This is a genomic window from Rhodovulum strictum (genome assembly GCF_009649175.1).
In the GTDB taxonomy this organism is placed as follows: Bacteria; Pseudomonadota; Alphaproteobacteria; order Rhodobacterales; family Rhodobacteraceae; genus Rhodovulum; species Rhodovulum strictum.
The window spans coordinates 93,349-116,618 of the sequence record NZ_WJPO01000007.1 but is presented as its reverse complement, the minus strand read 5'-3'; the positions used below and the strand labels follow the sequence as shown (position 1 = coordinate 116,618).

The 23,270-nt window shown below is 68.9% G+C and carries 20 protein-coding genes; 8 read left to right on the top strand and 12 right to left on the bottom strand.

What is annotated here, in order from left to right; all coding sequences use genetic code 11:
- Nucleotide 1 precedes the first annotated feature (1 nt).
- From GH815_RS06835 to GH815_RS06780, 12 genes are all read right to left on the bottom strand, one after another.
- Nucleotides 2–2,155: a hydantoinase/oxoprolinase family protein gene (locus tag GH815_RS06835; RefSeq protein ID WP_153748009.1), complete on the bottom strand. Its 2,154-nt coding sequence runs from the start codon at nt 2,153–2,155 to the stop codon at nt 2–4.
- A 121-nt stretch (nt 2,156–2,276) separates the two neighbouring features.
- Nucleotides 2,277–4,070 carry a sigma-54-dependent Fis family transcriptional regulator gene (locus GH815_RS06830; protein ID WP_153748008.1) on the bottom strand — a complete coding sequence of 598 codons (1,794 nt, stop codon included), beginning with the start codon at nt 4,068–4,070 and terminating at the stop codon, nt 2,277–2,279.
- 160 nt (nt 4,071–4,230) lie between these two features.
- Nucleotides 4,231–4,701 carry a cupin domain-containing protein gene (locus tag GH815_RS06825; protein WP_153748007.1) on the bottom strand — a complete coding sequence of 157 codons (471 nt, stop codon included), beginning with the start codon at nt 4,699–4,701 and terminating at the stop codon, nt 4,231–4,233.
- A gap of 10 nt (nt 4,702–4,711) precedes the next feature.
- On the bottom strand, nt 4,712–5,878 hold the full coding sequence (locus tag GH815_RS06820) for a RuBisCO large subunit C-terminal-like domain-containing protein (RefSeq protein ID WP_153748006.1): 1,167 nt from the start codon (nt 5,876–5,878) through the stop codon (nt 4,712–4,714).
- A gap of 111 nt (nt 5,879–5,989) precedes the next feature.
- The gene (locus tag GH815_RS06815) at nt 5,990–6,733 is read right to left on the bottom strand and encodes an energy transducer TonB family protein (RefSeq protein ID WP_153748005.1); all 744 of its coding nucleotides are present in this window, start codon (nt 6,731–6,733) and stop codon (nt 5,990–5,992) included.
- Nucleotides 6,730–7,113 (bottom strand): biopolymer transporter ExbD, encoded by a 384-nt coding sequence (locus GH815_RS06810; RefSeq protein WP_153748004.1) that lies wholly within the window; start codon nt 7,111–7,113, stop codon nt 6,730–6,732. The genes GH815_RS06815 and GH815_RS06810 overlap by 4 nt, the downstream gene beginning before the upstream one ends.
- The gene (locus tag GH815_RS06805; RefSeq protein WP_211365052.1) at nt 7,110–7,463 is read right to left on the bottom strand and encodes an ExbD/TolR family protein; all 354 of its coding nucleotides are present in this window, start codon (nt 7,461–7,463) and stop codon (nt 7,110–7,112) included. The genes GH815_RS06810 and GH815_RS06805 overlap by 4 nt, the downstream gene beginning before the upstream one ends.
- Nucleotides 7,456–8,109, bottom strand: a complete 654-nt coding sequence (locus GH815_RS06800; RefSeq protein WP_153748003.1) for a MotA/TolQ/ExbB proton channel family protein — start codon at nt 8,107–8,109, stop codon at nt 7,456–7,458. The genes GH815_RS06805 and GH815_RS06800 overlap by 8 nt, the downstream gene beginning before the upstream one ends.
- A complete protein-coding gene (locus GH815_RS06795) occupies nt 8,106–8,537 on the bottom strand; it encodes a hypothetical protein (RefSeq protein WP_343030697.1) in 432 nt (143 codons plus the stop codon). The genes GH815_RS06800 and GH815_RS06795 overlap by 4 nt, the downstream gene beginning before the upstream one ends.
- A 157-nt stretch (nt 8,538–8,694) precedes the next feature.
- Nucleotides 8,695–12,522 carry an EAL domain-containing protein gene (locus GH815_RS06790; protein ID WP_153748002.1) on the bottom strand — a complete coding sequence of 1,276 codons (3,828 nt, stop codon included), beginning with the start codon at nt 12,520–12,522 and terminating at the stop codon, nt 8,695–8,697.
- Nucleotides 12,523–12,638: 116 nt separating this feature from the next.
- The gene (locus GH815_RS06785) at nt 12,639–13,466 is read right to left on the bottom strand and encodes a GNAT family N-acetyltransferase (RefSeq protein WP_153748001.1); all 828 of its coding nucleotides are present in this window, start codon (nt 13,464–13,466) and stop codon (nt 12,639–12,641) included.
- A complete protein-coding gene (locus GH815_RS06780) occupies nt 13,463–14,155 on the bottom strand; it encodes a GntR family transcriptional regulator (protein ID WP_407072167.1) in 693 nt (230 codons plus the stop codon). Before GH815_RS06780 ends, GH815_RS06785 begins: the two co-directional genes overlap by 4 nt.
- Nucleotides 14,156–14,441: 286 nt before the next feature.
- Here GH815_RS06780 and GH815_RS06775 point away from each other — a divergent pair, with 286 nt between their 5' ends.
- The 8 genes from GH815_RS06775 to GH815_RS06740 all read left to right on the top strand — a co-directional run bounded on the left by GH815_RS06775 (nt 14,442) and on the right by GH815_RS06740 (nt 23,252).
- On the top strand, nt 14,442–15,425 hold the full coding sequence (locus GH815_RS06775) for an ABC transporter ATP-binding protein (RefSeq protein WP_153747999.1): 984 nt from the start codon (nt 14,442–14,444) through the stop codon (nt 15,423–15,425).
- Nucleotides 15,426–15,452: 27 nt separating this feature from the next.
- Entirely contained in the window at nt 15,453–16,727 is a 1,275-nt protein-coding gene (locus tag GH815_RS06770; RefSeq protein WP_153747998.1) for an ABC transporter substrate-binding protein, read from the top strand.
- A gap of 73 nt (nt 16,728–16,800) precedes the next feature.
- Complete coding sequence (locus GH815_RS06765) at nt 16,801–17,664, top strand: ABC transporter permease (RefSeq protein WP_153747997.1); 864 nt, start codon at nt 16,801–16,803, stop codon at nt 17,662–17,664.
- 1 nt (nt 17,665) lies between these two features.
- Nucleotides 17,666–18,508, top strand: coding sequence for an ABC transporter permease (locus GH815_RS06760; RefSeq protein ID WP_153747996.1), 843 nt, complete (start codon nt 17,666–17,668; stop codon nt 18,506–18,508).
- 4 nt (nt 18,509–18,512) lie between these two features.
- Nucleotides 18,513–19,151: an aspartate/glutamate racemase family protein gene (locus GH815_RS06755; RefSeq protein ID WP_153747995.1), complete on the top strand. Its 639-nt coding sequence runs from the start codon at nt 18,513–18,515 to the stop codon at nt 19,149–19,151.
- Between the two features lie 63 nt (nt 19,152–19,214).
- Nucleotides 19,215–19,565, top strand: coding sequence for a hypothetical protein (locus GH815_RS06750; protein WP_153747994.1), 351 nt, complete (start codon nt 19,215–19,217; stop codon nt 19,563–19,565).
- A 120-nt stretch (nt 19,566–19,685) separates the two neighbouring features.
- Nucleotides 19,686–22,328 carry a Hint domain-containing protein gene (locus tag GH815_RS06745; protein ID WP_153747993.1) on the top strand — a complete coding sequence of 881 codons (2,643 nt, stop codon included), beginning with the start codon at nt 19,686–19,688 and terminating at the stop codon, nt 22,326–22,328.
- A gap of 156 nt (nt 22,329–22,484) precedes the next feature.
- The gene (locus tag GH815_RS06740) at nt 22,485–23,252 is read left to right on the top strand and encodes an SDR family NAD(P)-dependent oxidoreductase (RefSeq protein WP_153747992.1); all 768 of its coding nucleotides are present in this window, start codon (nt 22,485–22,487) and stop codon (nt 23,250–23,252) included.
- Nucleotides 23,253–23,270 lie beyond the last annotated feature (18 nt).

Sequence of the window (23,270 nt, the reverse complement as noted above, 5' to 3'; positions counted from 1 at the left end):
CTTACACTTCCTTCAGGTGGAACAGGCGGTGCCCGTCCAGCCAGGTTTCGAACCCGTCCGGCACCACAAAGGTCGTGGCGTCGGATTCGATGATCGCGGGGCCGGTGATGCGGTTGCCCGGTTGCAGCCGTTCCATCTGGTAAAGCTGCGCATCGACCCAGCGTTTCCGGCGATAGAACCTGCGGGTGCCCAGTTTCGCGTCCTCGGGGGGCGTGGCGCCCAGTTCGGGTTCCTTGGGGATCTTCGGCTTGGGGATCGGCACCGTGCCGCGCATGATGGCGCCGGTCACCGAATAGCCCAGTTCGGGCGAGCGCGCCGAGGCCGCGTAGACCCGGCCATAGGTGTCGTTGAACGCCGCAACCAGCCTGTCCCAGTCGGCCGCGGTTCGGGCGGTGTGGATCGGGCTTTCGATTTCAAGGTCGTTCAACTGCCCGCGATACTGCATCCGGAAACCGGGTTGCAGCGTGACCTGATCGCGGGTGTAGCCGTTCAGCTCGAATTCCTCGAGCACGCGCTCGGTCAGTTCGTGCCACGCCTCGTTCAGCGTCCGGGCCTCGGCCGCCTTCAGATCGTCCGAGGCGGTTTCGGCGATGTTGAGGTCCAGCGACTTGTCATAGCGGTATTCGAAATCCGCCGCCGCGCAGCCGAAGGCCGAGAAGCCCGCGGCCCAGGCGGGCACGATGACGTCCTCGAAGCCCAGCCCCTCGGTATAGCCATAGGCATGGACCGGACCGGCGCCGCCATAGCTGAAGCAGGTGAACGACGCCGGGCTGTAGCCCTTGCCCGAGATCATCGAGCGCAGGTAGTCGCGCAGGTCGCTGTCCAGCAGCTCGATCACGCCGGCCGCCGCATCCTCGACCGACAGGCCCAGCGGATCGGCGATCTGCACCTTCATCGCGTCCCACGCCCGCTGGCGGTCCAGCTTGACCTGCCCGCCAAGGAAATTGTCGGGGTTCAGGTAGCCGAGGATGACGTGGCAATCGGAGATCGTCACCGTCTCGATGCCCGACTCCGCCCAGCACACGCCGACGCGGTAGCCCGCCGAATCCGGCCCCAGCTTGATCGCCTTGGTATAGGGGTCGAGCCGGATGAAGCTGCCCGCGCCCGCGCCGACCGAATCCATCGCGACCAGCGGCAGCGACAGCACCAGCCGCGCCATGTCGGGGTCGTTGCGGATGGTCAGTTCGTTCTGGGTGATCAGCGCCACATCGAACGAGGTGCCGCCGATATCGGAACAAGCGATGTTCCTGTAGCCCAGCACCTCGCCCAGGTATTTCGCCCCGATCACGCCGCCGATCGGCCCCGAGACGATGGTGCGCGCCAGTTCCTTGGCCTTCCACGAGATCGTGCCGCCATGCGTGGCCATCACCCGGAAATCGAACCTGGAGCCGTTATCCTTGAACGCGCTGGTGATCTTTTTCAGCGTCTGGCGCGAGGGTTCGGCGGCGTAGGCTTCGAGGATCGTGGTATTGGTGCGGTGGGTTTCCTTGCGCACCGGGTAGTAATCGACCGAGGCAAAGACCGGGATCGACTTGCCCGCCGCCTCGACCTCGGCGCGCACGATGTCGCGCACGCGGCGTTCGTGATGGGGGTTCTTGTAGCTGTGCAGAAGCGAGATCACGATCCCCTCGACATCCTGCGCGATCAACTCGCGCGCGGCAGCGATCGCGCTGTCCTCGCGCAGCGGGATGACCACATCGCCGAACATGTCCACCCGTTCCATCACGCCGCGCGTGCGGTGGCGGGGCACCAGCGGTTCGTCGAAATAATGGGTGTTCAGGTGGATGCGGTCCTCGTAGGCGAAGCCCAGATAGGCCTGGATCGCGCGGCCCATGCGGTGGAAATCCTCCATCCCCGCATTGACGATCAGCCCGCATTTCAGCCCCTTGCGCTGCACCACGCGGTTCAGCATCGCGGTGCCCGAATAGACCCCGGTCTGGATCGAGGACAGCGCGTCCTCGAGGCTCAGGCCCCAATGGCCCAGCCCCTCGCGGCTGGATTCGATCAGCCCCAGCGCCTCGTTGTCCGGGGTCGATTGCGCCTTGCCGACCACGAATTCGCCGTCGGCATCGACGAAGAACGTGTCGGTCATCGTGCCGCCCGCGTCGATGCCCAGCACCTGCACGGATCGGCCGTTCTGCTTGTCCAGTGGCATTAGTCTTCCTCCCTCTGTCACCGCCCCGCCAGGGGGGCGGCTGCTGCAAGGGTAGGAAGGGCGCGGGGCGGGCGGCTGTCCGATTATCGTGCGGCCCGACGGACATGCCGCGGACGCGAAGTCAGGGCTGGCGGGCGCGCGGAATCCCGTAGCTGTCGAGCTTGAGATAGAGCGTCGAGCGGGCGATCCCCAGCCGACGGGCGGCTTTCGACAGGTTGCCGCCCTCGGCCGCGACGGCATCGAGGATCTCGATGCGTTCCTTGTCGCGCAGCGTCTCCTCGCCGCCGCCGCGCCCGGTCTGCCGGATCTCGGGGGGCAGGGCGCGCTCGTCGATCAGGCCGGTCGGCGACAGCGCGTCGAGCGTTGCGATCAGGTTGGTCATTTCCAAGAGGTTGCCGGGCCAGGCATGGGCGATCAGCGCCTCCATCGCGCCCGAGGTGAAGCGCAATTCGCGGCCCTTGTTCTGCGTTGCGTGGCGCAGCACCAGGTCGCGCAGCAGGGGCGCGATCTCGTCCGGGCGCTCGCGCAGGGGCTGGATTTCCAGCTTGGCCCCGGCCAGCCGGTAGTAAAGATCGCCGCGGAACGCGCCGCGCTGCATTTCCTTGAACAGCGGGCGGGTGGCCAGCGCGATTACCCGCATGCCCGCGCGCGACACGTCCTCGACAAGGTTCAGCAGCAGTTTCTGCACGTCGGGCGTGGCCTCGCAGGGGCCGTTCAGGCACAGCACGCCGCTGGACGCGCCGATCCGGCCCTGCGCCACATCCTCGCGCAGGCGTTCGGGCGTCAGGCGCGAACAGTCCAGCAATTCGAACGGGCCGTCGGCCTGCGGGCTTGCGCGGTGGATGGCGCGGGCCAGATAGGTCTTGCCGGTGCCGGTCTCGCCCTCGATCAGCAGGGGAATGGCGGTCTGCGCCAGCCGCTGCGCCTGAAGGCTGAGGCTGGAGCTTGCTGCCCCGGCGGTGCCGATCCTGACCAGATCGGCCACCTGTTCGGCGCCATTCAGCCGGGTGCGGCGCAGCGAGATCAGCACGCCGATGGCATCGTCCTGGCGTGCGATCACCTCCATGTCGATGCCCGGCAGGCAATCGGCCAGCGCCTGGGCGATGGTGGCGGGGCTCTGGTCGATCAGGTCGGGGATGCGCGCCCTGAGCGCCCTGAGCGCGTCGTCATCGTCGCAGAAGCGCACGAAATCCTCGGTCGCGAAGACATCGGCGCCGCTGCGATCCATGATCAGCATCGGTTCGGTGCCCCGGCGCAGGCGGCGCAGGTGCAACTGTTCCATCAGCATCTCGCGTTCGCGCGCCAGAAGCCGGGTCAGTTCCGATTCCGCCTGCGCGGCCAGCGCCGCCGATAGCGCCATCGTGCTGGATTGCGCCAGCCCGCTGGGCCAGGAAATGTCCATCACCCCCAGCAAGGCCCCGGTCCCCGGATCGGTGATCGGGGTGGCGGCGCAGCTCCAGCGGTGGATCTCCTCGCAGAAATGTTCGGCCCCGCGCAGTTCGACCGGGCGGCCAAGCGCGATGGCGGTGCCGATGGCGTTGGTGCCGATCGCTTCCTCGGTCCAGTTGCCGCCCAGATGCAGGTGGTTCTCGCGCCCGCGGGCCAGCGTCGCGGCGTCGCCCGCCGCGTCCAGAACCACGCCGTTGCGGTCGCATAACAGCAGGATGTTCTCGGTCTCGCTGAGCAGCCGGCCCGCCTGCATCAGCGCGGTGCGCGCCCCGTTGCGCAAGCGCCGTGCAAGGGCACGCCGGGTCAGCAGGTCGTCCTCTGACAATAGCGGCGCGTGTTTCAGCGTCTCCAGCCGCCGCCCGGTCGACCGCCGCCAGCTTTGCAGCACCTCATGGCGGATGTTCGGCGGCACCCGGCCAACGGCCAGGAAATCCTCCCAGTCGCTTTTCTTGAGCCTGTGTGCCATCTGCTCCTCCCTGAACGAATGGCCCCTTTCCCTTGCCGCGATCCGTTCCCCCCGATGCGGACAGACCCCTCCCCAGGGTGCCGCACCTGTCGCAGAGCGGCATGATACCGGAGTTCGGGGGGATCGGGTGTCCGATTTTCGGACGGCCCGTGCGCCCCTGTCAGGGGCGGATGAAGGCGGCGATGGCCGGGTCGGCCGACAGTGCCGCGATATCGTCCGCGGTGGGCAGTTGCGGGCGGTCGCGCTCGGCCGCGACAAGGCAGAAGAAGCCGAGCGCCTCGCCCGCATCGGCGCGGAACTGGTGCCAGCCCTGCGCGGGGATGCGGATCAGGTCGAACATCGCGACCGCGCGCACCGCGCCTTCGATCAGGGCATGGCCATGGCCCCGCACGATTACCACGGCATGCTGGTGGTCATGGCGTTCCAGCGTCGACCAGCCGCCCGGCGCGACCTCGAAATAGCGCCATTCGACCGGCAGATCGCCCTCGGGCGGGAACAGGACCTGCCGGGTGACATCGCGCCACGGGCCTTCGCCCGCCTTGTAGACGCGGGTCTCGACGCCGTCCCAGCCGAAGCGCTGGGGGTCAAAGGCGCGATGCGGGGCGGTTGCGGGGCGGGGGCTGTCGGTCATCGGGGGATCCTCAGGGGGTTGTGGCATCCGCCGCCTCGATGGCCTCGCGGAAGGCGGCGGCGCCGCGTTCGGGGTCGGGCGAATGGCGCATCAGCGCGCCGCCGATCAGCAGCAGCGTATCACGGCCGAAACTGTCGATCATCTCGCCGACCTGGTGCAGCCCCATCCCGCCCGCGGGCGAGGGCAGCGCCGGGGCGATCCCGCCCATCGGGTCGCGCAGCGCCCGGGCGATGTCCTGACAATCGGCGCGGGAAAAGGTAAAGCGCCCGCCCGCATTGGGAAAGATCGACACATCGGCGCCGATCAGGCGGAACAGCGTGCCCAGCAGCAGCGCGGGCGTCATGCCCTGCGCCGCATCGCCAAGCGCGGCCCCGGCAAAGCTGGGATGGGCGATCAGGGCAAGGTCGTAGCGCGCGGCCAGCGTGTCGACGACATCGGGACCGCTGAGCATCGGCGCGACCATGACCGCGCGCACGCCTTCGGCGCGGGCCACCGAGAATTGCGATTCCAGCCGGTCGAACCGCCCGGCGATCATCGGAACGTACAGCGTGTGCCCCCCGGTCGCGGCATTGGCGGCGGCGACCGCCTCCTGGCAGCGGGCGATGCGTTCCTCGAACGGGGCGGCGCGCTGGTCGATCACGCCGTGATCGTCCTTGACGATATCGACGCCGCCGCGGGCATAGCCGCCCGCCAGCCGCGCCAGTGCCCGCGCGTCCAGCCCCAGCGGCTTGATCGCGGTCGCGCTCAGCGGGCGGCGGGGCGCGGCCATCATCCGGCGCAGCCCGTCGATGCCGAAGCGCGGCCCGGCAAAGCCCGCCAGCAGGCCGGGCGAGGGCGCAAAGCCCACCAGCCGCGCCCCGCGCTTGAGCGAGACATTGCCATGCAGCACGTTCAGAAGCCCCGCGGCGCCGTCGGACACCATGTCCTCGCGAAAGCTGAGCGTCGCATCGAACCCGCCGGGCACCGCAACCAGCGCCTCGATCTCGGCCACCACGCGGGCGGCGGCGACCGCCTCGGGCACGCAATCGGCCGGAATCTCGACGGTCTGTTCCAGCGCGATGTCGCGGGCGACGGACTCGGCCTCGCGCAGGTCGGCGGCGGCGATGCGCCAGGTCGCGCTGAAGCGTGCCGCCGCTGCCGCCCGGCGCCCTGCATCCTGTTCGCGTGTTTCGGCCATTGATCCTGTCGCCCCGATTCCCGATCGGGCGAGATATGCACCGGGGCCGCCGGTTCACAAGCCGCCGCTGCCGCCCCGGCCCGCATTGTGACCCGGAAGCCGCGGCCGGGCTCAGCGCCCCTCGATGCGGATCGAAAAGCTGCGTTGCGCGCCGCTTGGCGGGGCGGGGAAGGGGGCCGCGCGCTGGACAAGATGCAGCGCGGCCTGATCCAGCCGGGCCGAGCCCGAGCTTTGCGCCAGCGCCGCCCCGGCCAGCCCGCCATTGTCGGCGATGCGAAAGGCCACGACCGCCGCGCCATGGCTGTCGACCCGGGGCCGGGGCACGCGGGCAAGCTTGCGCATCACAAGCCCCGGATAGGTGCTGATTGCGGCATTGCCGACCTCGGCGGCCTGTCCGGCGCGGCCGCTGGTCGCCGCCCGGGCCTGGACGCGGCCGGTTTCCTGCCCGGCCCGGGCATCGCGGTCGGCATTGCCGGGGGGCTGGGCCTGGGCCCTTGGCTGGTCCTGCGGCCGGGGCGTGGGCCGGGCCTGGGGCGGTGTGCTGGCGATCCGTTCCGGTTCCGGCCGGGGGGTTGCCAGGGGCGGGGCGGGCAGCGCCGCCACCGGATCGGGCGGGGGCAGGGTGGCTGTCGGTTCGGTCGGGGGGGCGGTGCGGATCACCTCTTGCGGGGCAAGCGCCGACAGCGTGCCCGCCGCCATGTCGGCGAAACTGGCGCCCAATTGCGCCTCGGCCGCCCCGGCGCTGCCGGCGATCTCGATCTGGCCGGGCGGCATCAGCGCCAGCGCCAGCGCGCCATGTGCCGCAAGCGCAAATGCCAGCGCCAGTGCCTTGCCCATGGATGATGTCGGGATCATGGCAGCCCCCTTTCGGTCACGATCACAACCCGTTCCGCCCCCGCCGCCCGCAGCGCCCGGCCAAGCGCCACCAGATCGGCCGCCGCCGCCGCGCGGTCGGGCAGCACGCGCAGCACCGCGCGCGCGCCCTCGTCCAGCGTGGCGACATGGGCGGCGGGATCGGTGTCGGCGCCGTCGCGGGTCACGCGGCCATCGGGATGCAGCACCAGCGCATCGGGCGGGGGCGTGCCGTCCAGATCGGCCACGCGCACCAGCCGCAGATCGGCATCCAGCGGCCGGGCCAGGCTGCCCGCCACCAGGAAGAACACCAGCAACAGGAAGACCACGTTGATCAGCGCGATGGCCGGTTCGCGCCCGGCCCGTTTCGGCAGCCGTTTCATGGCGCCCCCAGAACGGTCACCGGATGACCGCGCAGCGCCGCCAGCAGATCGGCCAGCCGTTGCGCCGTCACCGCGCCCTGCATGGCGACCAGCACCTGCCCGGCCTCTGGCTCCAGCGCGCCCGCCAGGTCGCCAGGCTCCAGCGCGCGGCCGTTCAGGCGCAGCGTTTCGGGCGCCAGTTGCACGAAGACCGGCCGCGCCTCGGCCTGCTGCTGGCCGGAGCCGGAGGCGACAAGGTCGATCTCGGCAAAGCGGGTGAAGGTCGAACTGAGCATGAAGAACAGCAGCAGCAGAAATATCACGTCGATCAGCGGCGTCAGCGACAGCCGCCGCCGCACCGCGCTACGCATGGGCCGGAACGCCGATCACGGCGCCCGTCGCGGCCTGCCGCCCGGCCGGGGACAGCACCGCATGGATCGCCTGACCGGCCAGCACACGTTCGGCGTCGATCCGGGCCTCGAACCAGCTCAGCACCAGGGCGGTCGGCATCGCCACCGCCAGCCCCGCCGCCGTCGTCAGCAGCGCCACCCAGATGCCCCCCGCCAGGATCGAGGGATCGACCTGCGCGCCCGCCTCTTGCAGCGCCTGGAACGCCGCGATCATGCCCAGAACCGTGCCGAACAGCCCCAGCAGCGGCGAAACCTGCGCCACGATGTCGAGAAAGCGAAAGCCGCGTTCCAGCCGGGCAAGCCGCGTCTCGGCCTCGGCGATCAGCCGCGCCCGATCGGCCGCGCCCGCCATCGCCATGCCGATCACCGGCGCCAGATAGCTGCGCGCCGCGTCCAGCGCCAGCCGCGCCCCGGCCCGGTCGCCCGCATCCCAGGCCGCCACCGCCGCCAGCAGCGCGCCGTGCCGCCCGACGCCCGCGACCGCGAATTGCCACAGCTTGTAGACCATCACCGCCAGCGCCGCGACCGACAGCGCCGCCAGCACCACCACCACCGGCCCGCCCAGATCGGCCCCGCGCCGCAGCGTTTCCAGTGCCGCGGCGATCATCCGATCACCTCGACTTCGGTGCGGGTGGTCAGTTGCAACCCCTCGGCGCAGGCGGATGGCCCCAGCGCGCCCGCCTCGCAGGATTGCGCGCCGTTGATCAGCACCGCGCCCAGATCGCCGCAGGCCAGATCGGGCACCAGGAACTGGCGCACCCGCGGACGGCCGGCGGGCAGCGCGCCGAAATCGAACAGCGTCAGCCGCGCCACGCGGCCCGCGCCATCCATCAGCACCGTCTCGAACACTGCCGCGGCGATGTCGCCCGCATGGCCATTGCCCGCGACAAAGCTCAGCAGGCAGCCGCCCTCGGCCGGGGCGATGGCGTTCAGTTCCAGCGACAGCCGCCCGGCCTGCGCAGGTTCGGCAGGGGCCGTCACGGGCAGCGCCGCAACCAGCGCGGCTTGAAACAGGGTCTGGGCTATCCGGTTCACGTTCGCACCCCCATGGCCATGGCTTGGGTTCGCCTGGCGGGGCGCGCGTGCGGGCGCCGTGTGGCTGGATCGAACGCGGACAGATGACCACATCCGCCCGGCCTGCGCAATACCTTAGTGAAACTGTCGGACGATATCCGCCGCCCCGGTCCGGCGATCAGGCGCTGCGGCGAAACGCGGTCGTGGCGTAGTCGAACAGATCCTCCTCGTTCAGCGGGCGGGCGAACAGGTAGCCCTGCATGATGTCGCAGCCGAGCTGCCGGATAAGCGCGGCCTGATCCTCGGTCTCGACGCCCTCGGCGATGGTGGCGATGCCCAGGGTTTCGGCTATCTCGACAATGGCGCGGACAAGGTGGCAGGACCGGTCGTCATGCGCCACGGGCGCGACGATCCGGCGGTCGATCTTGAGCGCGGTGGGCGCGATTTCCATCAGGCCGATGATCGAGGCATGGCCCGAGCCGAAATCGTCGATCTCGATCTCGATCCCGGCCTGGCGGACCATCTCCAGATGGCTGCGGAAATCCTCGCTCTCCTCCTCGACGAGGATGGATTCCAGCAGTTCATAGGTCACGCGGGTATCCTCGGCCACCATCTCGCGGGCCAGCGACACCACGTCGGGATCGTGCATCCGCCCCGAGGACACGTTGAAGCTGATCTTGGGCACGAAAAGCCCGCGCGCCCGCCAGCGGGCCAGCGTGGCGCGCGATTTCTCCATCATCAGCCGGTCGATATCGGGCACGATCCGAAGCTGTTCGGCCACGTTCATGAAGGCATCCGGCGCGACCAGCCCGCGCGTGGGATGGCGCCAGCGCAACAGCGCCTCGACGCCGACAAGGCTGTTGTCGCGGCTGGAGATCTGGGGCTGGAAGAAGGGCAGGAACTGGTCGTGCTCCAGCGCCTCGTGCAGTTCCGAGGCCACGCGGCGGTCGTTCAGGATGCCGCGATGCAGTTCGGGGGTGAAGAACTCGATCCGGTTGCGCCCGCCCGCCTTGGCCCGGTAGAGCGCGGCATCGGCAAAGATCTGCAACTCTCCCGCGATGCCCAGGATGTCGCGCGTCTCGGCGATGCCGAAGCTGGCGCCGAAGCGGCAGAGCCGCCCGTCATACAGCACCGGCTGGGCCAGGCCGGCGCGGATCCGCTCGACCAGTTCGGTCGCGCCCGCGCGCGAGGTGAGCGGGGCCAGCAGCACCGAGAATTCGTCGCCGCCGATGCGGGCCGCGAAATCGCCCGCGCGCAGGCAGTCGCGCAGAATCTCGCCCACGCGGATCAGCACGCGGTCGCCCGCCTCGTGGCCCAGCGTGTCGTTGACATACTTGAACCGGTCAAGGTCGATGCGGATCAGCGTGCAATCGGCCGGCCCGCCATTGCGCGCCCCCTCCAGCCGCCGGGCAAGGCGCTGGTCGTAATAGCGCCGGTTGGGCAGCCCGGTCAGGCCGTCATGCAGGGCCTGACGCTCGTTCTCGGCGCGGACCTGTTCGGCCAGCCGGTGCGCGCGCTTGAGCGCGGCCTCGCGCTCGACATCGGCGGTGACATCGAGCAGCGCGCCGGTCCAGACCACCACCCCGTCGGGATCGAGCCGCGGCGCGGCGACCGCGCTCAGCCAGACGGTGCCGCGTTCGGGATGCAGGATTCGCAGGCGGTTGTGGCGCGGCGTCATCGTGCGCGAGCTTTCCTCGATGCCCAGCGTATAGGTCGCCAGATCGTCGGGATGCAGCCGCCGCAGGATGCCGCCCTGAAGCCGCCGGATTTCGGCCCGCGAATAGCCCACCAGCTTTTCGAAATGCGCGCTGGTATAGGTGAAGCGGATCCTCTCGGGTCCCAGCCAGCGGAATTCGTAAAGGCCCACCGGCGCGACCTCGGCGACCGAGGACAGTTGTTCGTGCGCGCGTTGCAGGGCGGCGGCGGCAATTGCGGCGCGGTTCTCGACCTCGAGCTGCTCGGTGATGTCGATCACGTTGCCGTACCAGCTGACCGCCCCATCCGGATGCGCAACCGGGATCGCCGAGACCAGCACCCAGCGCAGGCCGCGCTGCGGATGGTCGATGCGGTGGCGGAACTCGATCTGCGACATGTCCTGACGGCGAATGGCGAAATCGGCGTCGATCCGCGCCCTGTCCTCGTCCGGGATGTGGCGATAGATCGACTTGCCGTCGCGCCGCAGCGCTTCGGCCGTGACGCCGAAAAGCTCGGGCATCTTGGCGTTGAAATAGGGAAACCAGCTTGTGCCATCGGGCTCGAACCGGTCTTCGAACAGCGCGCCGGGCGCGCTTTCGGCCATGGTGTTCAGCCGTTCATGGGCGATGTGCAGCGCCTCGGCGGCCTCGGCGGCGCGGCGTTCGGCCTCGGTCTGTTCGGTCGCGTCGAAGACATTGCCGTACCAGATCACCGCGCCATCGGGCTGGGCAAAGGGGATCGAGGACAGCATCATCCAGCGCAGCCCCTTTTCGGGGTGGTGCAGGCGATAGCGGGTATCGAGCGGCGTCAGCGTATCGCGCGAATGGCGGATACGTTCGGCCAGATCGGCCAGATCCTCGGGGTCGATATACCGGACGCCGGCCGCGCCATCGGCCAGCAGATCCTCGCGCGGAACGCCCAGAAGCTCGGGCAGGCGGGCGCTGAAATAGGGCAGGTCGACGGCGCCGCCGGCATCCTCGCGATGTTCGAACAGGGCGGCGGGCGCGTTGTCGGCAAGGGTGTTCAGCCGTTGGCTTGCCCGGCGGGCGGCCTCGGCGGCCTCGGCCAGTTTGGCCTCGTTCTCCTTGATATGGTCGATGTTGATGATCGCCCCGGCCAGCAGGCGCGGCGGCGCGGCGCCGGGGCGTTCGACCCAGCTGGCCACGGCGCGGTACCAGTGATAGCTGCCATCGCCATGGCGCAGGCGGTGATCGTGTTCGTAGATCGTCGTGCGGCGCTGTTGCAGCGCATCCATCGCGGCGGCAGCGCCGGGCAGGTCGTCGGGATGGATCAGGCTGCGCCAGCCAACATCGGTCGAGGGGAAGGCCCCCGGTTCATAGCCCAGCAGCCGATAGGTCGCATTCGTTGCCCGGCCGCCCGCCTGCCCGGGGACGACGGTGAAATGGCCGATGCCGCCGCGCAGGGAACTGAGCTTGAGCATCTGTTCGCGCATAAGCGCCGCCTCATGCGCGGCCTCGGCCTCGACCAGGGCGGCGGCAAGCCGGTCTTCGGTGGTCTTGCGCCCGGTGATGTCGACGAAGCTGCCGCAGATCATGTAGGGCAGGCCCTGCGCCGAGCGGTCGATCTTGCGGCCCCGCGACGTGACAAGCAGCCAGGAGCCATCGGCCCGCCGCACCCGGAAGTCGATATCGTAGGTCTCGGTCTCGCCCCGCTCGATGGCGGAATGGGCCTCGACCACGGTGGGCAGATCGTCGGGATGGATCAGCCTGCGGAATTCCGGCGAGGTCAGCACCACCTCGTCGGGCAGGTCCAGCAGCGCGTTGATATTCGCGCCGAACCACGAGGCGCCGGTATCGGGGATGCGGTACCACGGGACGACATTGCCCTTGGTGGTGGCGATGCGCAGGATCTCGGCCCGTTCAAGGGCCTCGTCGCGCTGCGGGCACTGGGCCATCTGGCAGGGGGGGCTGTCCCCGGGCGCGCTGTCGGGCAGCGTCTGGCCCTGGGCCAGTATCGCGGCAAGGCGGCCATCCTGGCGGAGCGCCGTCAGCAGGCAGTCCAGCCGCCGCGGCGGCCCCTTGGCGGTGCGCAGCGCAAGGTTCAGCCGGATTGCGGGCAGGGTGCCCTCGCGCAGCGCGCGGCAGGCATCGGACAGCGCCGCGGCATCCCCGGGGGCGACAAGCTGCGCACAGGGCTGACCGGCGATCCGGTCCGGCCCCTGTCCGGCAAGCCCCGTGACGAAGGCGGCGTTCGCGGCGGCGACGACGCCCTCGCCGGACATGATCCAGGCCGGGCCGCCCATCGCGTCGATCAACGCGCCGAAATCGGGGATGTCACCGTCCAGGAGCATTTCGCTCTCCAGTTCGAACAATGGTCTGAACCCATCGCCGAAACTTGTGAGAAAAGCCTTAAGACCCGCGCTTCAATCCGGTTCGAAGCGTTATTCCCGACCGTGAGCGCGGCGTGTCAGCCCAGTTCCAGGGTTGCCGCCGCCGCGATCAGCCCGCCGCCCCGGGGCGCCGGACCCTTGTACATGCGTGCCGTCTCGAAGACCGGCGCAAATCCCAGCGACCGGCAATGTGCGGCAAGCCAGTCCTGCCCCTCGGGCAGGTCGATCATCGTCCGCGCCTCGCCGGTCACGACGCCGGCCGCCTCGATCAGCGCCGCCGCCACCGTTTCGCTGCGCGCGGCAAGCGGGCCGATCTTGAAGCCGTCGCGGCATTGGCGGATCGTGACCAGTCCCGTCGGTTCGCCCTCGGTGCGGGCCACCAGCGTCTTGCGGGTGGCGGTGTCGGACAGCCAGGCCGCCAGGAAGCGCGGCTTTTCATAGCCGGTCGCGCGGGCCTCCAGCGCGATCAGGGCGGGAAGGTCGCGCGCCCCGGACGGGCCGATCCCCCGATGGGGCCTGCCCGGCAGCACCCCGCAATAACGCACCGTGCGCCCTGCGCGCACGAAGCCCGATTTCTCGTAATTTGCCTGTTGCGCGGCCACCCCGTCAAGCCCGACGCTGCGCGCCCCGGCATGGTCGAGCGCATGGCGCCACAGCCCGAACCCGATCCCCTGCCCGCGATGGTCGGGATGGCAGATGTAAAGCCCCAGAAAGGCCATGCTGTCGGAATGGTTGACCACCGAGATCGCGGCCACCGGGCGGCCCCCGGCCTCGGCCACGAAGAACCCCTCGGGGTCGGTGGCGTGGAAGGGCTCGGCATCCTCGAGGCCGGGGTTCCAGCCTTCCTCGGCCGCCCAGCCCAGCACGCGGTCCAGTTCCGCGCGGCGCATCGCCCTGTATGTCATGGTCCCCCCAATGCCTCTTTCAGCGAGCGCCGCTGTCCCGGCGCCTCGCGCAGGTCGAGCGAGGACAACAGGTCCAGCAGATGCCCCTTCATCAATTCCTCGGCCAGTGCGCCGTCGCGGTCGGCCAGCGCCTTGAGCAGCGCGTCATGGGCGTGGCTTTCGCATAGCGCGTTGCGCCGCCGCCAGTACAGCGCAATCACCAGCGACGAGCGCGACACAAGCTGGCCGATGAATTCGGCGATGGTGGCCTGGTCGGCGATGCGCGCGATCTCGATATGAAAAAGCCCCGACAGCCGCAGTGCCGCGCCGTCCTGACCGGCATGCAGCGCGGCATGTTCCTGCGCGATGTGGCGGCGCAGGATCGCGATATCCTCGGGCGTGGCGCGCAACGCGGCGGACCTTGCGGTGCGCGGTTCCAGCAGCGCGCGCGCCTCGAACACCTCGCGCGCCTCGCGCACCGAGGGCTGGGCGACAAAGGCGCCGCGATGGGGTTCGATCGTCACAAGCTGGTCATGGGCAAGCTGTTGCAGCGCGGCGCGCACGATGGTCCGGCTGACGCCGAAAATCTCGCCCACCTCGTCCTCGGACAGCTTCATCCCCGGCCCCAGCCGGTGTTCGTGGATCGCCCGCGTCAGGCTGTCGGCCACCTCGCGCGCGCGCGAGGCGCGGCCGCTGTCGCGACCGGCCACATGCGCGGTGGGTAGGCCTGGCTGGTTCAATGGATCGCTTTCCTGCGGCAGGGCGGGGCGCCCGTCTGCCCCTGTTTGGCGAAATCCCGGCCATGGCTCAAGATTCGCGAGGGCGGGGCAGCTTCGGACACAGGATCGTATACAATCTGCGCACCACTTGCGGACATTCCTGCCGACAATCGCCCATTCCGCGGGCAGTTGACGAATCTGCCCCGTCCCGGCCCGCGCCACTGTTTCCCCGGCCCCGCCCCCGCGACAGGGTGGGTCAGCAGCGATGGACATGCCCATGCGATCGGACCTGGATCTTGAACTTGTCGCCCTGACCAAGCGCTACGGACAGAGCCTTGCGGTGGACGGCATTCACCACCTGTTTCACGCGGGCAGCTATGCCTGCCTGCTGGGACCGTCGGGCTGCGGCAAATCCTCGACGCTCAGGATGATCGCGGGCCACGAGGATGTTTCGGACGGGGCCATCGTGCTGGGCGGGCAGGACATCGCGCATCTGCCGCCCGCCCGTCGCGGCACCGCGATGATGTTCCAGAACTACGCGCTGTTTCCCCATCTGAGCGTGGCCGACAACGTGGCCTTCAGCCTGAAGATGAAGGGCATCGACCGCGACACCCGGCGCAGGCAGGCGGGCGAGATGCTGGAACTGGTGCATATGCAGCATCTGGCCGACCGGCTGCCCGCGCAGCTTTCGGGCGGCCAGCAGCAGCGCGTCGCGCTGGCGCGGGCGCTGATCACCCGGCCGCAGGTGCTGTTGCTGGACGAGCCGCTGTCCGCGCTGGACCCGTTCCTGCGCATCCGCATGCGGGCCGAGCTGAAGAAGCTCCAGCGCGAACTGGGGATCACCTTCATCCATGTCACCCATGGCCAGGACGAGGCGCTGGCGCTGGCCGACGAGATCGTGGTGATGAACAACGCCCGGATCGAACAGGCCGGCCCCGCGCGCGAGGTGTTCAACGCGCCGCGGACCGAATTCGTCGCGCGTTTCATGGGCGGTCATAACGTGATCGCGCTGCCGCAGGGCCATTTCGCCATCCGTGCCGACCGGATCGCCGTCACCGGCCCCGACAAGGGCAGGATGGAGGGGCGCGTGACCGGCATCGAATATCAGGGCGCCAGCGTCGCGCTGACCCTGATGACCGCGGGCGATCAGGAGATCACCGCGCTTCTGCCCGAGGAGCAGTATTTCGTCCAACCCATCCAGCCCGGCGACGGTGTCGGGCTGAGCTGGGACGACGCCAACCTGCACGCCCTGAATGCGTGACACCAGACGTCCATCATGGAGAGACAGATGACCCAAGCACCCAAGACCGGCCTGAGCCGCCGGACCCTGCTGACGGGCGCCGCCGCGGGCGTGGCCGCCAGTGCCTTTCCGGCGCCGATGATCTGGGCGCAGAACATCAAGGACATCACGCTGCGCCAGTTCGGAACGGGGGTTTCGAACCTCAACGAGGTGGCGCAGAAGGTCAAGGAAGACCTGGGCTTCACGCTGGAAATGACCGCGCTTGACAGCGATGCCGTGACCCAGCGTGCCGCGACCCAGCCGAAATCCTTCGACATCGCCGATATCGAATACTGGATCTGCAAGAAGGTCTGGCCGACCGGCAACCTTCAGGCGATGGATACCTCGAAGATCGCGAATTACGACAAGATCGTGGGCATCTTCCGCAATGGCAAGCTGACGCCCGAAAGCACCATCGCGCAGGGCACCGCGCCGCATAGCGTGGGCTTTACCTCTGGTCCCGGCGGCAAGGATTTCGTGGCCGAAGAGTCGGGCTGGATGACGCTGATCCCGACGATCTACAACGCCGACACGCTGGGCATCCGCCCCGACCTGATCGGCCGGCCCATCGAAAGCTGGACGGAACTGCTGAACCCCGAATTCAGGGGCAAGGCGTCGATCCTGGACATCAGCTCGATCGGCATCATGGACGCCGCCATGGTCTGCGAGGCGATGGGCGAGATCGCCTATGGCGACAAGGGCAACATGACCCGCGAAGAGATCGACAAGACCATGGCGATCTTTACCGAGGCCAAGAAGGCCGGCCAGTTCCGCGCCTTCTGGAAGACCTTCGACGAAAGCGTGAACCTGATGGCCTCGGGCGAGGTGGTGATCCAGTCGATGTGGTCGCCCGCCATCACCGCGGTCAAGTCGCGCGGCATTCCTTGCGTCTACCAGCCGCTGAAAGAGGGCTATCGGTCCTGGGGCGGCGGCATCGGGCTGTCGGCGAACCTGTCGGGGCTCGCGCTGGATGCGGCCTATGAATACATCAACTGGTATCTCTCGGGCTGGGTCGGCGGCTTCCTGATGCGGCAGGGCTATTACTCGGCGGTGCCCGAAACCTCGAAGGACTTCATGTCCGAAAACGAATGGGGCTACTGGTTCGAGGGCAAGCCCGCCACCGACACCATCACCAACCCGCAGGGCCAGCCGATGGCGCAGGCGGGCGACGTGCGCGACGGCGGATCGTTCTACGACCGCATGGGCGCGGTTGCCTGCTGGAACGCGGTGATGGACGAAAACCAGTACATGGTCCGCAAGTGGAACGAGTTCATCGCCGCCTGACGGCCTGAACCCTCCCGGCGCGCGCCCGACCCTTGCGCGCGCCGGTCCTTGCCCTTTGCGACAGGACATGCCGATGGCCGCACTTTTCAGGAACCGACATCTGACGGGCTGGCTCTTGGCCTCGCCGCTGGCGGCGGTGCTGGCGTTCTTTCTGGTGCTGCCGATCCTGATGATCGTGGTGGTCAGCTTCTGGGGCGCGACCGAGTTCTCGATCTACCCGGCCTTCGAATTCGACAATTACCATTTCCTGCTGACCTCGCCCGTCACCTTGCAGGTCTTTCTGAACACGTTCAAATACGCGCTGGTCACCTGGGCGCTGACGCTGGGCATCGGCTTTGCGGTCGCCTGGTTCCTGGCCTTCCATGTCCGCAGCCAGACCTGGCAGATCGCGCTGTTCCTGCTATGCACGATCCCGTTCTGGACCTCGAACATCATCCGCATGATTTCCTGGATTCCGTTCCTGGGGCGCAACGGGCTGGCCAATTCCACGCTGATCTCCTGGGGGGTGATCGACGAGCCGCTGGAATGGCTGCTGTTCTCGGATTTCTCGGTGATCCTGGCCTTTGTCCACCTTTACACGCTGTTCATGGTGGTGCCGATCTTCAACACCATGATGCGCATCGACCGCAGCCTGATCGAGGCCGCCAATGACGCGGGCGCCAGCGGCTTTCAGATCCTGACCAATGTCATCATTCCGCTGTGCAAGCCCGGCATCATGATCGGCTCGATCTTCGTCGTGACGCTGGTGATGGGCGATTTCATCACCGTGCGCTTCATGTCGGGCAGCCAGTCGGCCAATGTCGGGCGGCTGATCTCGAACGACATCGCGCTTTTGCAATACCCTTCGGCCGCGGCGACGGCGGTGATCCTGCTGGTCACGGTGCTGATGGTGATCGGCACGCTGCTGCGCTTTGTCGATATCCGCAAGGAGCTGTGACATGGACCGCCGCCGCCCCCGTTCCTTCTATCCGCTGGCCGCCTTTTTCGGGCTGTTCCTGCTGTTCCTTTACGGCCCCACCCTGACCATCGCGATCCTGTCCTTTCAGGGGCCCACGGGCGGGCTGACCTTTCCGATGCGGGGCGTGTCGCTGCACTGGTTCCACGACCTGTTCCAGCAACAGGCGGTGGGCGATATCTGGGGCAGCTTCCGGCGGTCATTCGCGCTGGGGCTGATGGTGATGGTGACGACCGTCGTCGTCTCGGTCATGGGCGGGCTGGCCTTTCGCAAGCGGTTCGCGGGCTCGGGCGTGCTGTTCTACCTTGTCGTCACGGCGCTGGTGATCCCCTCGATCCTGATCTCGCTGGGGGTGGGGCTGATCTTCAACCAGACGGGCCTTGACGTGCACTGGTCGACCAGCGGTTTTGGCGCGCAACTGACCTGGACGCTGCCCTTTGGCCTGCTGATCATGTTCGCGGTCTTCAACCGCTTCGACAAGAGCTATGAGGAAGCCGCCCGCGATCTGGGCGCCAGCCCGTGGCAGACCATCGCCCATGTCGTGCTGCCGATCATCGCGCCCTCGCTGATCGGGGTGGCGCTGTTCGGCTTCACGCTGTCCTATGACGAATTTGCCCGCACGCTGCTGACCGCGGGCAGCCGCAACACCCTGCCGCTGGAGATCTACGGCATGACCACCAATGTCACGACCCCGGTGATCTTTGCGCTGGGAACGCTGACGACGCTGTTTTCCTTCCTTGTCATCGGCGTCTTTCTGGCGACCGTCTGGGCGCTGAACCGCCGCCGCGCGCGGGCCGGGTCGGATGCGGGCAAGGGGATGGTCTAGGCCGATGACCTTTGTCTTCATCAACCCCAATTCCACCGCCGCTATGACCGAACAGGTGCTGGCCATGGCCCGCGCCGCCCAACCCGGCGCCCTGTTCGAGGGCTGGACCTCGACCCATGGCCCCGCCGCGATCCAGGGCCCCGAGGATGGCGCCGCCGCGGTGCCGCCGCTGCTGGACCTGGTCGCAAAGGCGGATCGGGCGGGGGCGGCGGGCGTGGCGATCGCCTGTTTCGACGATACCGGCCTCAACGAGGCGCGGCGGCTGGCGCGCTGTCCGGTCATCGGCATCGGGCAGGCGGCCTATCACATCGCGGCGCTGCGCGGCTGGCGGTTCTCGGTCGTCACCACGCTGTCGGTCTCGGTCCCGATCATCGAGGCGAATATCCGCGGCTCGGGGCTTGGCGGGCATCTGGGCCGGGTGCGCGCCAGCGAGGTGCCGGTGCTGGACCTGGAACACGACCCCGACGCCGCCTTTCGCCGCATCGCCGACGAGGCCGCGCGCGCGGCGGCCGAGGATGGCATCGACGCGGTGGTGCTGGGCTGTGCGGGCATGGCGCGGCTGACCGGGCATCTGCGCGCGGCGCTGCCGGTGCCGGTGATCGACGGGGTGGAAAGTGCGGCCCGGCTGCTCGCGGCGCTGTGATCCGCGGCTGGCGGATCGCGGCCGGGCACCTATCTTTCCCCCGTCAGACAGGAGAGAGATACCATGACCGACCGTGCCCGCCGCGCCGAGGAGGCGCGGCAGAAGATCCTCGCCTCGGGCGATCCCGAGCTTATCAACCGCCTTCACCTGCTGGACGCCGCCAGCGCCGCCCCCGCCCGGCACCCGCCGCGCGCGCCGGGGCTGCTGGGCACCGGGCTTGCCGTGGCGGGCGGGGCATGGCTTGGCACCGTGCTGGCCGGGCTGACCTTGTCGGGCGAGATGCAGGCGGCCTTTGCCGCGGTGGCCGACGATCTGGGGCTTGACCCCGGCCTTGGCGCGCTGGATGCCGCGGCGCTGGCCGAGGAAGACGGCTTTCTGGACGATTTCGGACTGGGCGACCTGTTCGACGTCTGAGCCTGCCCGCCCCCCCCCCCGGAAATCTGCGGCCTGCGCGGCGGATCGTAACCGATCCTTAGCCCCGCCCTGCGAAGACCTTGGCCAGGGTCAGCAACACATGGCGAAAGGCGCGCGCCCATGGCCACCTATGTCCTTGGCGGATATGCCATCCCGGCCTTCATCATCGAGGGGGGCGGGGCGCCCACGGTCGGGTCGCTGTTCATGCTCGATCCGTCCTTCGTGGGGGCGACCGACCGGCTGGTGATCACCGTCACGGATGACGACGCCACCTTTCACGGTGCCGCCGATGTCGTGAAGGACAACACCCAGACCGCCACGATCACCGATACCGGCGGCACGCCGCTGGGCTCTGGCCATGTCCGGCTGGGCTATTCCACGACGCTGAGCAGCCCGGCAGGCGGCACCATCACGGTCTATCAGGTGCTGTTGAACGGCGCGCTGGCCGGTTATGTCGCCGATGGCCAGCTTGAACCCGGCGTCACCTACCAGATCGCCAACTGGACCGATACCGCGGTCAACCCGCCCTTGTATTCCGCGATCTCGACCCCGGTGCAGGATCCCGAACTGGCCGCCGTCATCGTCGGGGGCATCCATGCCGACGACATCCATGCGGGCGGCGGCGATGACACGGTTCATGGCGGCGCGGGCAACGATACGATCCTGGGCGGCGACGGCAACGACCTGATCTTTGGCGGCGATGGCAATGACGTTCTCGATGGCGGGGCGGGCGACGACACGCTGCATGGCGGGGCGGGCGACGATTACATCGCGGGCCAGGCGGGCCATGACTACATCACCGGCGGCGCGGGCAACGACACCATCTTTGCCGGGGACGGGGACGATGTCGTGCTGGGCGGCGACGGCGATGACGTGATCCACGGCAACGAGGGCAACGACACGCTTTATGGCGAGGAGGGCAATGACCGCATCTATGGCGATAGCGGCGATGACGAAATCCATGGCGGCGCGGGCAATGACACGCTGGAAGGCGGCGATGGCAACGACCTGATCTATGGCGGCGATGGCAACGATTCGATCGACGGCAATGATGGCAACGACACGCTTTACGGCGGCGCGGGCAATGATGTCATCGAGGCCGGGGCGGGCAACGACCTGGTCCATGGCGACGAGGGCGACGACTTCATCCATGGCCGCGACGGCAACGACACCATCATCGGCGGCGCAGGCAATGACACGATGCTGGGCGGCGAGGGGTCGGACCTGTTCATCATCGGCCATAATGATGGCGCGGACCTGATCGAAGGGGGCGAAACCGGCTACGATTACGACGCGATCCGGTTCACCTCGACGCCTTCCGCGGGCGGCGTCACCGTCACCTTTACCGGGGCCGAGGCGGGAACCTATGCCTTTGTCGGGGGCAGCACGGGCGTATTCTCGGAAATCGAGGCGATCACCGGCACCGACCAGGCGGATACCATCGACGCCTCGGCCAATACCGCGCGGGTCACGGTCAATGCGGGGGCGGGCAATGACAGCATCATCGGCGGCAGCGGCAACGACTTCCTCGAAGGCGGGGACGGCAACGACACGATCCATGGCGGGGCGGGCGATGACGTGCTCAGCGGCGGCGATGGCGATGACCAGCTGTTCGGCGGCGATGGCAACGATTCGCTGTTCGGCGGCTGGGGCAACGATACGCTGGATGGCGGGGCGGGCGACGACTACATCACCGACTTCGGCGGCAACACCCTTGTCCATGGCGGCGACGGCAACGACACGATCGTTCTGGGCACGATGGGCGCGGGCAACGACACGATCATCGGCGGCGCGGGCAATGACCGGATCACCACCGGGGGCGGGTCCGACCTGATCGTTCTGGGGCCGGGCAGCGGCTGGGACACCGTCACCGATTTCGACATGACCATGGTCGACGGCAACACGCGCGACCAGTTCGACGTCTCGACCGTTCTCGACCAGGATGGGAATCGGGTCCGGGCGCGCGATCTCGTGATCGAGGATGACGGGGCGGGCAACGCCATTCTGGTCTTTCCCGATGGCGAGCGGGTGACGCTGCTGGGCATCACGCCGCAACAGGTCGCCTCGATCGAGACGCTTCAGGCCATGGGCATCACCTGCATCGGCGCAGGCACGCGGATCGCCACGCCCGATGGTCCCCGCCCGGTCGAGGTGCTGCGCGTGGGCGATCCGGTCCTGTCCTGGGACGGGCGCGGCGCCCCGGTTGCCCGCCCCATCCTGTTCGCCGCCGCCCGCCGGGTCGAGGCCGACGAGATGACCCGCACCCCGCGCCATGCCCCGATCCGGATCGCGGCGGGCGCGCTTGGCGACCATGGGCGGCTCTGTCTGTCGCGCCAGCACGCGGTCCGGCTGGGTCCGGCCGGGCGGCCCGGCTGGCTGGCGCGCGCGGGCCATCTGGCCGATCTGGGCGTGCCGGGCGTCACGTCCGGCCCGGTCGAGGGCGGCATCGGCTATCACCACCTGATGCTGGAGCGGCACGCGCTGATCTGGGCCGAGGGGCTGGCGGTCGAAAGTTTCTGGCCCGGCCCCCGGGCCTTTGCCGCGCTGGACAGCGCCACGCGCCAGCGATTTCTGGGCCGCTTTCCCGAGCTTGCCCACGCCGTTCTGGGCCTGCTGCCGGCCGAGTCGCTTTATGGCCCCATGGTCCTGCCGCTGAGGACAAAACGCCAGATCGACATGCGCCGCCTGGCCCGGTGGGGTCGCCAGAACGGCCCGGCGCAGCCGCTGGCCACCGCGATGGCCCGGACCTGCGCCGCGCCCTAGGGCCGCCCGGCACGCCGGTATTCCCCTTTTCCGACAATGCCTTGCGCGCCCCTCAGGCCGGGGCCTGCGCGCGCCCTTGCCCGGGGGTAAACGAGTCGTTGACAGGTTATCCCAAACCGATACTGTTTTACCGAATAACAGTTGGGAAGGCATCCAATGGTCGCGCGATTCGGGACGGCACTGGTGACGGGGGCGGGCAGCGGGCTGGGCCGGGCGACGGCGCGGCACTTGGCCGCGCAGGGTTGCCGCGTCGGCGTGCTGGACCAGTCCGCCGCCGCCGCCGAGGCCGTCGCGCAGGAGATCGGCGGGCTTGCGCTGGCCGCCGATGTGGCCGACCCCGCCGCCATCGAGGCGGCCTTTGACAAGGTGGTTGCCGCGTTCGGCGCGGCCCCGCGCATCGTGGTGAACTGCGCGGGCATCGGCACCGCGGCGCGCATCCTGCCGCGCGACGGCACGCTGCCCATCGCGACGTTCGAGCGGACGCTGCGGGTCAACCTGCTGGGAACCTATGTGATGATGAGCCATGGCGCGCAGCGCATGGCCGCGCTTGCGCCGCTGGACCAGGACGGCACCCGCGGCGTGATCGTCAACACCGCCTCGGTCGCCTGGCAGGATGGCCAGATCGGACAGGCCGCCTATGCCGCCTCCAAGGGGGGGGTTGCCGCGCTGACGCTGCCGGCGGCGCGCGAACTGGCCCGGCAGGGCATCCGCGTCATGGCCATCGCGCCGGGCCTGTTCGAGACCGCGATGACCGATGGCCTGCCGCCCGAGACGCGGGCCGCGATTGCCGCGGGCATCCCGTTCCCGCCGCGGCTGGGCGCACCCGAGGAATACGCGCTTCTGGTCGAGCAGATCGTCCGCAACCCGTTCCTGAACGGCGAGGTGATCCGGCTTGACGGGGCGGTGCGGCTGCAACCGCGCTGAGCGCATCGACACAGACCT